Annotated in this window: 9 protein-coding genes; 4 read left to right on the top strand and 5 right to left on the bottom strand. The window is 61.0% G+C overall.

The genetic code is table 11. The annotated features are described in order from the left end of the window. Positions 1-67 precede the first annotated feature (67 nt). The gene (gene cytR, locus GKQ23_RS22870) at positions 68-1,105 is read right to left on the bottom strand and encodes a DNA-binding transcriptional regulator CytR (protein ID WP_056233696.1); all 1,038 of its coding nucleotides are present in this window, start codon (positions 1,103-1,105) and stop codon (positions 68-70) included. A 204-nt stretch (positions 1,106-1,309) separates the two neighbouring features. Then, positions 1,310-3,505, bottom strand: a complete 2,196-nt coding sequence (gene priA / locus GKQ23_RS22865; protein WP_212409501.1) for a primosomal protein N' — start codon at positions 3,503-3,505, stop codon at positions 1,310-1,312. A 218-nt stretch (positions 3,506-3,723) separates the two neighbouring features. Here priA and rpmE point away from each other — a divergent pair, with 218 nt between their 5' ends. Next, positions 3,724-3,936 carry a 50S ribosomal protein L31 gene (rpmE, locus tag GKQ23_RS22860; protein WP_056233700.1) on the top strand — a complete coding sequence of 71 codons (213 nt, stop codon included), beginning with the start codon at positions 3,724-3,726 and terminating at the stop codon, positions 3,934-3,936. A 74-nt stretch (positions 3,937-4,010) separates the two neighbouring features. On the opposite strand, the gene GKQ23_RS22855 is transcribed toward rpmE, so the two are convergent. Beyond that, a complete protein-coding gene (locus GKQ23_RS22855) occupies positions 4,011-5,021 on the bottom strand; it encodes a linear amide C-N hydrolase (protein WP_212409500.1) in 1,011 nt (336 codons plus the stop codon). A 325-nt stretch (positions 5,022-5,346) separates the two neighbouring features. After that, positions 5,347-5,664, bottom strand: coding sequence for a met regulon transcriptional regulator MetJ (metJ, locus tag GKQ23_RS22850; protein WP_056233705.1), 318 nt, complete (start codon positions 5,662-5,664; stop codon positions 5,347-5,349). 246 nt (positions 5,665-5,910) lie between these two features. On the opposite strand from metJ, the gene metB reads away from it, so the two are divergent. The 3 genes from metB to metF all read left to right on the top strand — a co-directional run bounded on the left by metB (position 5,911) and on the right by metF (position 10,758). Next, entirely contained in the window at positions 5,911-7,071 is a 1,161-nt protein-coding gene (metB, locus tag GKQ23_RS22845) for a cystathionine gamma-synthase (protein ID WP_056233707.1), read from the top strand. A 2-nt stretch (positions 7,072-7,073) separates the two neighbouring features. Then, positions 7,074-9,503, top strand: a complete 2,430-nt coding sequence (locus GKQ23_RS22840; RefSeq protein WP_212409499.1) for a bifunctional aspartate kinase/homoserine dehydrogenase II — start codon at positions 7,074-7,076, stop codon at positions 9,501-9,503. A gap of 349 nt (positions 9,504-9,852) precedes the next feature. Further along, the gene (gene metF, locus GKQ23_RS22835; RefSeq protein WP_212409498.1) at positions 9,853-10,758 is read left to right on the top strand and encodes a methylenetetrahydrofolate reductase; all 906 of its coding nucleotides are present in this window, start codon (positions 9,853-9,855) and stop codon (positions 10,756-10,758) included. 72 nt (positions 10,759-10,830) lie between these two features. On the opposite strand, the gene ppc is transcribed toward metF, so the two are convergent. After that, positions 10,831-13,479 (bottom strand): phosphoenolpyruvate carboxylase, encoded by a 2,649-nt coding sequence (ppc, locus tag GKQ23_RS22830; RefSeq protein WP_056233714.1) that lies wholly within the window; start codon positions 13,477-13,479, stop codon positions 10,831-10,833. Between the last annotated feature and the right edge of the window lie 169 nt (positions 13,480-13,648).

Below are 13,648 nucleotides of genomic sequence, written 5' to 3'. Positions count from 1 at the left end.
GCATATCACTAAGAATCCGCTGATTTTTTTGCAGATAATCTTATCGGACGGGCGGAAACGTCTGTGGTTAGTCTTCGTCGTACAGCGATGGCGCCGTGCTGCCACGGATTTTAAGTTCAAAATCCAGCAGGCGGGAACCCGTATTCACCATTCTGCCCTCCAGCTGCTCCAGCAAGAGTAGCATTGCTTCGCGACCTATGTTGAAACGCGGCTGGGCGACGGTGGTTAACTGCGGATCGCTGTAGCGGGAAAGCTCAATATCATCAAAGCCGATCAGCGACAGATCGCGTGGAATGCGCAGCCCCATATTTTTCGCCTGCGCCATCGCCCCCAGCGCGATGATGTCGCTGTGGCAAAACAGCGCCTGAGGCGGCTTTGGTAGCGCCATCAGCTGCCGCATCGCCCGCGCGCCGGCATCAAAGCTAAACTCACCGCGCACGATGTACTGCGGATCGACGCTGATGCCGTGACGGCGCAGCGCCTGAATATAGCCCTGCAGGCGGTACTGGCACAGCGGCATCTCTTCCGGGCCGGCGATGCAGGCGATACGGCGGTGCCCCAGCTTTTGCAGGTGGTTAACCGCTTCAAACGCCGCGGTCAGGTTATCAATATGTACGGTGGGCAGCTCCAGCTCGGGAGCAAATTCGTTAGCCATCACCATTGGCGGCAGATTACGCTGCTCCTCCTGGCGGGTATCGAAAGGTACCTGAGAACCCAGCAGCACCATGCCGTCGATCTGGCGGGTCAGCATCAGGTTGAGGAACGACTTCTCCTGCTGGTTCTGGTGAGCGCAGTCGCCGATCAGCACCAGGTAGCCTTTGCGCGCCGCCACCACTTCGATGCCGCGAATAATCTCGCTGAAGAACGGGTCGCAGATATCCGGCACAATCACCAGTACGGTGCGGGATTCACCGCGCCGGGTGCTGCGCGTCATCGAATGCGGTGAGTAGCCGACGGCAATCACCGCCTGCTCGACTTTTGCGCGGGTCGCAGCGGAGACTTTTTCCGGATTCATCAGCGCGCGTGAGACCGTGGCCGTTGATACCCCTGCTTTTTCGGCCACGTCCTTCATGGTCGCTGCCGTCGTCTCTTGATTCTGCTCCACTGCTTCTCCCAGTAACCCGCTGTCGCGGGTCTGACAATCTTATGACAATAGTTTCTTCGCGTTGGCCTGTGCCGCTTCCTGCGCTGCCAGCCGCATTCTTAACAGATGTCGCGCTCTGCTGTTACTTAATTTGCATAAAAAATGTGACTTGTGCGACTTTTTTCGATCGGCCCCGCAAAATTCACAGGCAAACGCTTACGTGCCTTAACTTTCGCTCGGATCGATATCCAGCGTCCACTTCACCTTACGCGCCTGTGGCAGCGTGCCGATCAGCGGCAGCGTGGCCTTAAGCGCGCGCTGTAGCACCGCCCGCGACGGGTGCTGCAGCAGCAGCTGCCAGCGGTAACGGCCACCGCGTTTGGCCTGCAGCGCCGGGACCGGGCCCATAATCCAGAACGCCTCATCTTTCAGCGGGCTGGCCTCCAGCAGGTTACGCAGCTGCTGTAAAAACAGCATCGCCTGCTGGTTGTCGTGATCGTCGGCGCGGAACAGTGCGTGGCTGGTAAACGGCGGCAGAAAGACGCTTTTCCGTTCGCTCAGCGCCTGGTGGGCAAACGCGTCGTAGCCCTGTTTCAGCAGCGTTTGCAGCAGCGGATGCTCCGGATGGTGGGTCTGCAGCAACACCTCGCCCTGCTTGCCGGCGCGGCCGGCGCGGCCGGCCACCTGAATATAGAGCTGGGCGAACCTTTCGGCGGAGCGGAAGTCAGCCGAGAACAATGCACCGTCGACGTCCAGCAGCGATACCAGCGTCACGTCAGGGAAGTGGTGGCCTTTGGCCAGCATCTGGGTACCGACCAGAATGCGCGCGCCGCCGCGATGCACCTCGGCCAGCTGCTGCTCCAGCGCGCCTTTACGGCTGGTGGTATCACGGTCAATGCGCGACAGCGGCACGTCGGGGAACAGCGCGCTGAGGTTATGTTCCAGCTGCTCGGTGCCTAAGCCGACCGGCACCAGATGGGTGGAGCCGCACGACGGGCACTGATATGGGATCGGCCGCTGGCTGTCACAGTGGTGGCAGCGCAGCTGGCGCTGCTGCTGGTGCAGCGTGTAGTAGCGGTCGCAGCGCTGGCATTCGGCAATCCAGCCGCACTCGTGGCACAGCAGCGTCGGCGAGAAGCCGCGGCGGTTAAGGAACAGCAGCACCTGATTATCCGCCTGCAGGTGCTGGCCGATTTTTTTGATCATTAGCGGTGACAGGCCGCCCTGCAGCTTCACGCCTTTCAGGTCGATCAGCAGCTGGGTGGCTTTGGTGGCATTGCCGGCGCGTTTGCTGAGGTTAAGCTGGCGGTATTTGCCGGCCTGCACGTTGTGCAGCGTTTCCAGCGCCGGCGTTGCGGAGCCCATCACCACCGGGATATTTTCCTGACGGGCGCGGAACACCGCCAGGTCACGGGCGTGATAGCGCCAGCCTTCGTGCTGTTTGTAGGAGCCGTCGTGCTCTTCATCAATGATGATGGCACCCAGCCGCGCGAAGGGGGTAAACAGCGCCGAGCGGGTGCCAATCACGATCGCCGTTTCGCCGCTGCGCGCGCGCAGCCACACCGCCAGCCGCTCGCTGTCGTTGAGGGCGGAGTGCAGCACGTCGACCGGCGCGTTAAAACGTTCGCGGAAGCGGGCGATGGTCTGCGGCGTCAGGCCGATTTCCGGCACCAGCACCAGCGCCTGGTGGCCGGCGGCGAGGATATTCTCCAGCACGCTGAGGTAGACCTCAGTTTTACCTGAACCGGTAATCCCCGCCAGCAGCCAGGCGGCAAACTGATCGTCCGCGCTGCGGATCGCGCCCACCGCGGTCGCCTGCTCGGTGTTCAGCCGCAGGCGCTCGCCGTTGACCGCAAAGTGCTCACGCCAGTCGTCGCGCTGGCGCGCGCGGGAGTGCAGGTCACACAGCCCTTTGGCACGCAGCGCCTGCAGCGTGGCGTCGGTGATATCGTGCTGGCCGATTTCATGGCGGTAGAGGCCGCGATGGCGTAGCGCGGCCAGCGCCTGCTGCTGTTTCGGCGCGCGCTTCAGGCTTTCCGGCGCGGTGGCGCGGCCGTCATCGGTGATCTGCCACTGCCACAGCGGCGCTTCTTCCGCGGCTTTGCCCTGGCGCAGCAGCACCGGCATGGCGTGGAACAGCACTTCGCCCAGCGGGTAGTGATAGTACTCCGCCGCCCACAGTAGCAGCCGCCACAACGACGGCGGGTAGAGCGACTCATCGTCCAGCACCTGTTGCACGCTTTTCAGCTGATCGAGCGGGTAGTCGCTGGTTTCACGGATCGCCACCACCACGCCCGTCGCGTCACGCTTGCCAAAAGGCACGCTGACGCGGCCGCCGACCACCGGGTTGAGGTGGGGGGGCAGCAGGTAGTCAAAACAGCGGGCAAGGGGAACGGCTAGCGCGACCTGAACAACGGGCATGGGTTCATCCGGATGAAAACTTAAGCCGGATAGTGTACACTGTGTCGTCGGTGATGTGCGGATCCGATTGCGGCGGGCGGTTAATTTCTGTATAGTTCGCCGCCGCTGGTACGGCTTTTTTGGTATCAGCTTCACCTAATCATTATTAATTCTCGTGTGGTGCCGGCGCAGGATTTTCCTGGCGCGGGAGAGCGACACGGCCTTAACTGAGGTTTCCCATGAAAAAAGGTATTCACCCAAATTACGTTGAAGTTACTGCTAAATGTTCTTGCGGTAACGAAATCAAAACCCGCTCTACCGTGGGTCGCGACCTGAACCTGGACGTGTGTGGCGCATGCCACCCGTTCTACACTGGTAAGCAGCGTGACGTTGCTACCGGTGGCCGTGTTGACCGCTTCAACAAGCGTTTCAGCATCCCAGGCGCCAAGTAAGACGCCTTTCGGAAGCGGCCTGCCGTTTCTGATGCAGAAAAAACCCGGCTTCGGCCGGGTTTTTTTATGGGCGCTCAGCAGGGCGTCAGCTGCGCCAGAATGTTCCCCTGTAACCCGCGTTCGGCGTAGTGCTGCAGATGGTCGAGCTGGCGCACCGGCTGGCCGGCGCTGAAGTCTATCTCCTGCAGCTTCACATACACGGAGGATGCCGCGAACACCGACTTAAACCAGTATTCCCCCCGGCTGAGGTCGGTAAGGGTGCTCCAGTAGGTGGCGGTGCCTCTGTTCTCACCGGGATAGCGTGAGTACCGCTGATAGGCGGCGCTGACTTCGCGCACCATCGGATCGTCCATATCCGGGTAGCCCACCGGGAAGGCCTGGTTGGACAGTACCGACTGCACAAACCCCCGAGCCTGGTCGGCGCTGTGTGGTTCCGGCAGGTTGCGCAGATGCAGGGTGGCGCGGACAAAGCGGTCCTGCGGGCTTTGTGTGGCCGGATAGTGGTCGGCATCCGTAAAGCGGTACTTTTCCAGGTTAGCCAGCTGTTGCGCATAAGATGGCGGATTGGTCATTACCCGGTATTCACGATGATGGTAGATGTTCACCTTGCCGTCATCGATCTCAATAATCGCCGAGTCGCCGCTGGTATCCTCCAGCGCAATATGTTTGGTATCGGTGGCGTAATCAATCGGCAGTTTTCTGGCAACCAGCCGCACGTTTTCTAATCCTGCCACCGCTTCCGCCACCGTGGCGTGGTTATCCAGCAGCCAGCTGAGCCAGGCACGGCTGTCCAGCTGCGGTTTGTCCTGATTGTCGCGCTGTTGCTGTTTGCCGTTATTGTAATAGAGCGTGTGGCCTGCCAGCCCCATTTCGTTGATGCCATCCATCGGAAACAGGCCGCTGGCGTAAATCATCACGCTGCCGTAGCGCGTCTGCCAGCACAGCGCATCCGGTTCGTCGCTGCCGCTGTGCTCAATGCCGCGCGGGGTGATCACCAGCGCGGGATCGGCCGGGCCAAAGAAGTCCAGCCCACGCGCGCTGACCAGATAGTCAGGGTGCATATTCATAAAGACACGGGTACACATGGTAGATTCCTTTTCTTATCTGAGACGGATCTCATAGCCTGCTCAGTGATGGCGGGAGAAAACAGTCCCCGAATGGGGGGCAGCAGGGGATAAGGCCGGGCCTGTGCGACAAAACGTCATCAGGGATAGCACGGTGCGCGTGCGTCAGGCAGATAGCGTTCGGTAAAAGCGTAGATCGTCAGAGGTAAGGCAAAGGGAGGATGACAGCAGAGGGGGGAAGGGCAGGAACAGGGTGCCAGCCAGCGGAGCGGGAGATCGGTGCTGGCGCGGGCCACGTCCCCCTTTTCAGCGGGGCACGTGGCCGGCAGCGACTGAGTGGCGGAACTCAGTACTCCCAGGTGTCCGGATCGACGCCCATCTCACGCATGATCGCCTTGGCCGTTTCGGGAATCTCGTCGCTGCGCTCTTTACGCAGGTCGATGTCGTCCGGCAGCGGCTGTCCGGTGAAGGCGTGCAGGAACGCTTCACACAGCAGTTCGCTGTTGGTGGCATGGCGCAGGTTGTTGACCTGGCGGCGCGTGCGCTCGTCCGTCAAAATTTTCAGGACTTTTAACGGGATGGATACCGTGATTTTTTTGACCTGCTCGCTCTTCTTACCGTGCTCAGCGTAAGGGCTGATATATTCGCCGTTCCATTCAGCCATGGGCTACCTTAATCATCGTATGAAAGTGAAAATGCCGAAAACCGGCTAATTATGCCCGAAGTCGGTGGCCATCACACCGGGATGACACCACTTTCTGCGGGGGATTTCGGCATAATTCTAGCGGTTATTGGTCCGTTGCTCAATCTATACGCAAAGACATTTAGATGTCCAGATGTATTGACGTCTATTGTGCCCCGCTTTACTCTATATGCCATCTTCTTCCCGACCTGCAGGAATATATGCACCATGACGCGTAAACAGGCAACTATCGCAGTACGTAGCGGTTTGAATGACGACGAGCAATATGGCTGCGTTGTCCCACCGATTCACCTCTCCAGTACGTATAACTTCACCGATTTTAACGAGCCGCGCGCCCATGACTATTCACGCCGCGGTAACCCGACCCGTGATGTGGTGCAGCGTGCGCTGGCCGATCTGGAAGGCGGTGCCGGTGCGGTAATGACCAATACCGGTATGTCGGCGATCCATCTGGTGACCACCGTATTCCTGCAGCCGGGTGACCTGCTGGTGGCACCGCACGACTGTTACGGCGGTAGCTATCGTCTGTTCGACAGCCTGAGCAAGCGCGGTGCTTATCGCGTGAAGTTCGTCGATCAGGGTGATGAAGCGGCCCTGCAGGCCGCGCTGGCGGAGAAGCCAAAGCTGGTGCTGGTGGAAAGCCCGAGCAACCCGCTGCTGCGCGTGGTGGATATTGCTGCGATCTGTAAAGCCGCGGCCGAGGCCGGCGCGATTAGCGTGGTGGATAACACCTTCCTCAGCCCGGCGCTGCAGAACCCGCTGGCGCTGGGCGCGGATCTGGTGATCCACTCCTGTACCAAGTACCTGAACGGCCACTCGGACGTGGTGGCGGGGGCGGTGATTGCCAAAGATCCAGAGCATGTTACAACGCTGGCCTGGTGGGCGAACAATATCGGCGTCACCGGTGCGGCGTTTGACAGCTATCTGCTGCTGCGCGGCCTGCGCACGCTGGCACCGCGTATCGCGGCAGCTCAGCGCAACGCGTTGGCGATTGTGGACTATCTGCAGCAGCAACCGCTGGTGAAAAAGTTGTATCATCCTTCTCTGCCGTCCAATGCAGGACATGAGTTTGCGGTGAAGCAGCAGAAAGGCTTCGGCGCGATGCTCAGTTTTGAGTTTGACGGTGATGAGGCGACGCTACGCCGCTTCCTGAAAGCGCTGGAACTGTTCACCCTGGCGGAGTCGCTGGGTGGCGTTGAGAGCCTGATCTCCCACACGGCGACCATGACCCACGCGGGTATGTCAGCCGAGGCGCGTGCGCAGGCCGGGATTTCCGAGTCGCTGCTGCGTATCTCCGTGGGGATTGAGGATCATGAAGATTTAATTGCCGATCTGGATAATGCCTTCCGGATTGCGGCCAAGAGGTAAGCATGAGTTATTCAGCAGGGGCAGGACGTTCACGTCAGTTACATAAGTTTGGCGGCAGCAGTCTGGCGGATGCGAAATGCTATCAGCGGGTGGCCGGGATTATGGCGGAATACAGCCAGCCGGGCGATCTGATGGTGGTGTCGGCGGCCGGCAGTACCACCAACCAGTTAATCAGCTGGTTAAAGCTGAGCCACAGCGATCGGCTGTCGGCCCATCAGGTACAGCAGGCGCTGCGTCGTTATCAAAGTGAACTGATTACCAGCCTGTTACCTGCTGAGATCGCCGAGCCGCTGACTGGCACCTTTATCCACGATCTGGAGCGGCTGGCCGCGCTGCTGGACGGCGAAATCAGTGAAGCGGTATATGCCGAAGTGGTTGGCCACGGTGAGATCTGGTCGGCGCGGCTGATGTCGGCGGTGCTCAACCAGCGCGATATTGAGTCCTCCTGGCTGGACGCCCGAGATTTTCTGCGTGCGGAGCGCGCCGCTCAGCCGCAGGTGGATGAAGCGAAATCCCTGCCGCTGCTGCAGCAACTGATGGCACAGCGCGGCTCGCACCGCCTGGTGGTGACCGGCTTTATCAGCCGCAGCGACGCCGGTGAAACGGTGCTGCTCGGGCGCAACGGCAGCGACTATTCGGCGACGCAGATCGGCGCGCTGGCCGGGGCCACGCGGGTGACCATCTGGAGTGACGTGGCCGGGGTGTACAGCGCCGACCCGCGTAAGGTGAAAGATGCCTGCCTGCTGCCGCTGCTGCGGCTGGACGAGGCCAGCGAGCTGGCGCGCCTGGCCGCGCCGGTGCTGCACACCCGCACCCTGCAGCCGGTGTCGGCCAGCAATATCGATTTACAGCTGCGCTGCAGCTATCAGCCGGAGCAGGGCTCGACCCGTATTGAGCGGGTGCTGGCGTCCGGTACCGGTGCGCGCATCGTCACCAGCCATGATGACGTCTGCCTGATTGAGTTCCAGGTGCCACCGCAGCACGACTTTACCATTCTGCATAAAGAGATCGACCAGCTGCTGAAGCGCGCCCAGGTGCGCCCGCTGGCGACCGGTATCCATCCCGATCGCAACCTGCTGCAGCTGTGTTACACCTCGGAAGTGGTTAACAGCGCGCTGACGCTGCTGCAGGATGCCGGGTTACCGGGACGCCTGCAGCTGCGTGACGGTATGGCGCTGGTGGCGATGGTCGGGGCCGGCGTCTGCCGTAATCCGCTGCACAGCCACCGTTTCTGGCAGCAGATGAAAGACCAGCCGGTAGAGTTTATCTGGCAGTCTGAGGAGGGGATCAGCCTGGTGGCGGTGCTGCGCGTTGGCCCAACCGAACACCTTATCCGCGGGCTGCACCAGACGCTGTTCCGCGCCGAGAAGCAGGTCGGGCTGGTGCTGTTTGGTAAAGGCAACATCGGCTCACGCTGGCTGGAGCTGTTCGCCCGCGAGCAGGAGACGCTGTCGGCGCGTACCGGCTTTGAATTTGTGCTGGCCGGGGTGGTGGACAGCCGCCGCAGCCTGCTTAACTACGCGGGGCTGGACGCCAGCCGCGCACTGGCGTTCTTTGAGACTGAGTCCGAGGCGCTGGATCAGGAGTCGCTGTTCCTGTGGATGCGTGCACACCCGTTCGACGACCTGGTGGTGCTGGACGTGACCGCCAGTGAGACGCTGGCGGCACAGTACCTGGATTTTGCCAGCTACGGTTTCCACGTGATCGGTGCCAATAAGGTGGCCGGGGCGTCCAGCGGCGTTGACTACCGTCAAATCCGCGATGCCTTTGCCAAGACCGGACGCCACTGGCTGTATAACGCCACCGTCGGTGCCGGGCTGCCGGTCAACCATACGGTGCGCGATCTGCGCGAAAGCGGCGACAGTATTCTGTCGATCAGCGGTATTTTCTCCGGCACGCTGTCGTGGCTGTTCCTGCAGTTTGACGGTTCGGTGCCCTTTACCGAGCTGGTGGACCAGGCCTGGCAGCAGGGGCTGACCGAGCCCGATCCGCGCGTCGACCTCTCCGGTCAGGACGTGATGCGCAAGCTGGTGATTCTGGCGCGTGAAGCGGGCTACGATATTGAACCGGGCCAGGTGCGCGTTGAATCGCTGGTGCCGGAGGGCTGCCAGGCCGGCACCGCCGACGACTTCTTCGAAAACAGCGACGTGCTCAACGAGCAGATGCTGCAGCGCTATGAAGCGGCGCAGGAGCTGGGGCTGGTGCTGCGCTACGTGGCGCGCTTCGATGCTAACGGCAAGGCGCGCGTCGGCGTGGAAGCGGTACGCCCGGACCACGCGCTGGCCGCGCTGCTGCCGTGTGACAACGTGTTTGCCATCGAGAGCCGCTGGTATCGCGATAACCCGCTGGTGATCCGCGGGCCGGGTGCCGGCCGTGACGTCACTGCCGGGGCGATTCAGTCCGATCTCAATCGCCTGGCTCAGCTGCTGTAATCTGCCCGTAGCGGCCTGTATTTCGATGACGCGTGCCGGGCCGCCTGCCCGGCCTGTGAATCTGTTGCGACAACCGACGGGACAGGTTCACAGGTATTAACGCCTGCCACAGGCAGTCTCTCAGCGTTTTGACTGACTGCTACCGTTGTTTGTCCTGCCTCACGGTTTTTTGGTCCGCCTGCCTGCATCATGAGAATCCTTCAACCTGCCTGAGAATTCGTCACTGCCTTTGCGCATTTAGCTGTTGACTGAATAACCAGATTCCGTCATTTTGAATGTCTGGACGTCTGAATGGATAGACGTTTGTCGGGCAATATTTGTTCTGCAGCGATCGATGAGGATAACAGGTATGAGTTTTTTCCATGCAAATCAGCGCGAAGCACTGAATCAGAGTCTGGCCGAGATTAACGGACAGATTAATGTCTCGTTTGAATTCTTTCCGCCGCGCACCACTGAAATGGAAGAAACCCTGTGGAGCTCGATCGATCGCCTGAGCAGCCTGAAGCCGAAATTTGTTTCGGTGACCTACGGTGCCAACTCCGGCGAGCGCGACCGTACCCACAGCATCATCAAAGGCATCAAGGATCGCACCGGGCTGGAAGCGGCACCGCACCTGACCTGCATCGACGCCAGCCGCGATGAGCTGCGCGCGATTGCCAGCGACTACTGGAATAACGGTATCCGCCATATCGTGGCGCTGCGCGGCGATCTGCCGCCGGGTGCCGGCAAGCCGGAAATGTACGGGGCGGATCTGGTCTCGCTGCTGAAGGAGGTCGGGGATTTCGATATCTCGGTGGCGGCTTACCCGGAAGTGCACCCGGAAGCCAGAAGCGCCCAGGCTGACCTGATCAACCTCAGGCGTAAAATCGATGCCGGGGCGAGCCGCGCCATCACCCAGTTCTTCTTCGACGTCGAGAGCTACCTGCGCTTCCGCGACCGCTGCGTGGCGGCGGGTATCGACGCGGAGATCGTGCCGGGCATCCTGCCGGTCTCCAACTTTAAGCAGCTGCAGCGTTTCGCCGCCATGACCAACGTGCGCGTGCCGGGCTGGATGACGCAGATGTTTGAGGGGCTGGATAACGATCCCGAAACGCGCAAGATGGTCGGTGCCAACGTGGCGATGGATATGGTCAGGATCCTCAGCCGTGAAGGGGTGAAGGACTTTCACTTTTACACCCTGAACCGCGCCGAGCTGAGCTACGCCATCTGCCATACGCTGGGCGTACGGCCGAACACGGCGGTAGCGGCATCCTGACCGCCCGTTAGCGAGCGACTAAAACAAAAAAAGGACGCGCAAGCGTCCTTTTTTGCTGATGGTATCCGTTGCCTAGCCGGTGTTACGCATGCCCGCCGCCACGCCGGCGATGGTGACCATCAGCGCCTGCTCGATGCGCGCGTCCGGTTCGCCGGCCTCTTCCAGCTGGCGTGAACGGTGCAGCAGTTCAGCCTGCAGCACGTTCAGCGGATCGGTGTAGACGTTACGCAGCGCAATGGACTCGGCGATCCACGGCTGGTCGGCCATCAGATGTGAGTCGTTGGCGATGGTCAGCACCGCGTTGATGTCCGAGTCCAGCTGGTCGCGCAGCTGTTTACCCAGCGGCCACAGGGATTTGTCCACCAGGCGCTGATCGTAGTACTCCGCCAGCCACAGGTCGGCTTTGGAGTAGACCATCTCCAGCATGCCGATGCGGGTGGAGAAGAACGGCCAGTCGCGGCACATCACTTCCAGCCGATCCTGATGGCCGTCGGCCATCGCTTTCTGCAGCGCGGCACCGGCGCCCAGCCAGGCCGGCAGCATCAGGCGGTTCTGCGTCCAGGCGAAGATCCACGGAATGGCGCGCAGCGACTCGACGCCGCCGGTCGGGCGGCGCTTGGCCGGGCGGGAACCCAGCGGCAGCTTGGCCAGCTCCAGCTCCGGGGTGGCCGAGCGGAAGTAGGGCACGAAGTCGTCATGTTCGCGCACGTAGCCGCGGTACATCCTGCAGGAGACCTCCGACAGCTGCGCCATCACCTGACGCCACTCGTCTTTTGGCTGCGGCGGCGGCAGCAGGTTGGCTTCAAGAATGGCACCGGTATACAGCGCCAGGCTGCTGATGGTCACTTCCGGCAGGCCGAACTTAAAGCGGATCATCTCGCCCTGTTCGGTGACGCGCAGGCCACCCTTCAGGCTGCCCGGGGGCTGTGACAGCAGCGCGGCGTGCGCCGGTGCGCCACCGCGGCCGATGCTGCCGCCGCGTCCGTGGAACAGGGTCAGGGTAATCCCGGCCTGCTCACAGGTGTTAATCAGTTTTTCCTGCGCTTCATACTGCGCCCAGCTGGCGGCCATTACGCCGGCATCTTTCGCCGAGTCGGAGTAGCCAATCATCACCATCTGTTTGCCCTGAATCAGGCCGCGGTACCAGTCGATGTTCAGCAGCTGGCCCATTACCTCGTTGGCGTTGTTCAGGTCGTCGAGGGTTTCAAACAGCGGTGCCACCGGCATTGCGTAAGGAATACCGGCTTCTTTCAGCAGCAGATGCACCGCCAGCACGTCGGACGGCGTTTTCGCCATCGAGATCACGTAGGCGGCGATCGAGCCCTGCGGCACTTCGGCGGCGACGCGGCAGGTATCCAGCACTTCCTGGGTATCGGCGGTCGGCTCCCACTTCAGCGGCGTCAGCGGGCGCTTGGAGTTCAGTTCGCGGATCAGGAACGCCTGCTTGTCGGCTTCTGACCAGCTTTCGTAGTCGCCGAGACCCAGGTAGCGGGTAATTTCGGCGATCGCCTGGGTGTGACGGGTGCTCTCCTGACGCAGGTCAATGCGCACCAGCGGCACGCCGAAGCACTTCACGCGGCGCAGGGTATCGAGCAGCTGGCCGTTGGCGATGATACCCATGCCACAGGCCTGCAGCGACTGGAAACAGGTGTAGAGCGGGTCCCACAGCTGGTCGTTGGAGATCAGCAGGTCGGCCGGGCGCGGAAGGCGCTCGCCCTTCAGGCGGCGGGCCAGGTAGGCCTGGGTGCTCATCAGCTGGCCGCGCAGGTTTTTCATGATCTCGCGGTACGGCTCCAGCGCCTCCGGATTACCGCACAGCTCGCGGACTTCCGGGGTACATTCGGACATCGACAGCTCGGAGACCAGCACGGCGATATCGCGCAGGAACAGGTCGCAGGCTTTCCAGCGGCTCAGCTGCAGCACGTGGCGGGTGACTGTGGCGGTCACGTTCGGGTTGCCGTCACGGTCGCCGCCCATCCACGAGGTAAATTTCACCGGCACGAAATCGACCGGCAGGGTGTAGCCGAAGGAGGCTTCCACCTGCTCGTCCAGCTCGCGCAGGAACTGCGGCACGCCGTCCCACAGGCTGTTTTCCACCACCGCAAAGCCCCACTTGGCTTCATCGACCGGGGTCGGGCGGTATTTACGAATTTCATCGGTGTGCCAGGCCTGGGCAACCAGCTGACGCAGGCGGCGCATGATCTTGCCGCGATCGTAGTCGGACAGGTCGTTGTGATCGAGCTGCTTCAGGCAGCTGTTCACTTCCACCAGTTTATGAATCAGGGTACGACGGGTGATCTCCGTCGGGTGAGCGGTCAGCACCAGTTCCAGCGACAGGGATTCCACCGCCTGGCGAACGTCCGCTTCCGTCAGGTCCGGCTGCTGTTTCAGACGCGCAAAGGTCTGTGCCAGCACCTGCGGATTATTGGCCCCTTCGCCGTTGGGTGAAATAGTGTGGTACTGCTCGGCCACGTTGGTCAGGTTAAGGAACTGGCTGAAGGCGCGGGCTACCGGCAGCAGCTCATCGTTGGACAAGTTTTGCAGCGTGGTCAGCAGCGCCTGACGGTCGGCGTCATTTCCCGCACGCGATGACTTGGAAAGCTTACGGATGGTCTCCACCCGTTCCAGGATGTTCTCTCCCAGTGCATCCTTGATAGTATCCCCGAGCAGTTTGCCGAGCATACTGACGTTACTACGCATTGCGGAATATTGTTCGTTCATATGACCCCTGACACCCTTTTTCTTATCTGTAACTTTATTTCACCCTTGTGGGCATAACTTAGTCTTTTATCTAGCCACGTTAAGAACCTTTCGTCAATTGACTTAAACAGGTGATAACGTGCCGCTAAATAGCGGTAATTTATGAAATTTAATTACAGCGAAGCGGGAT

Source organism: Erwinia sp. E602 (assembly GCF_018141005.1).
Lineage (GTDB): Bacteria > Pseudomonadota > Gammaproteobacteria > Enterobacterales > Enterobacteriaceae > Erwinia.
Note: the sequence above shows the minus strand (reverse complement) of the source record. Positions and strands in the feature narration are given on the sequence as shown.

What these genes read in the sequence shown, in the direction of transcription:
- priA (WP_212409501.1), bottom strand. Translation starts at nt 3,505, where the DNA reads ATGCCCGTTGTTCAGGTCGCGCTAGCCGTTCCCCTTGCCCGCTGTTTT.
- rpmE (WP_056233700.1), top strand. Translation starts at nt 3,724, where the DNA reads ATGAAAAAAGGTATTCACCCAAATTACGTTGAAGTTACTGCTAAATGT.
- GKQ23_RS22855 (WP_212409500.1), bottom strand. Translation starts at nt 5,021, where the DNA reads ATGTGTACCCGTGTCTTTATGAATATGCACCCTGACTATCTGGTCAGC.
- metJ (WP_056233705.1), bottom strand. Translation starts at nt 5,664, where the DNA reads ATGGCTGAATGGAACGGCGAATATATCAGCCCTTACGCTGAGCACGGT.
- metB (WP_056233707.1), top strand. Translation starts at nt 5,911, where the DNA reads ATGACGCGTAAACAGGCAACTATCGCAGTACGTAGCGGTTTGAATGAC.
- GKQ23_RS22840 (WP_212409499.1), top strand. Translation starts at nt 7,074, where the DNA reads ATGAGTTATTCAGCAGGGGCAGGACGTTCACGTCAGTTACATAAGTTT.
- metF (WP_212409498.1), top strand. Translation starts at nt 9,853, where the DNA reads ATGAGTTTTTTCCATGCAAATCAGCGCGAAGCACTGAATCAGAGTCTG.
- ppc (WP_056233714.1), bottom strand. Translation starts at nt 13,479, where the DNA reads ATGAACGAACAATATTCCGCAATGCGTAGTAACGTCAGTATGCTCGGC.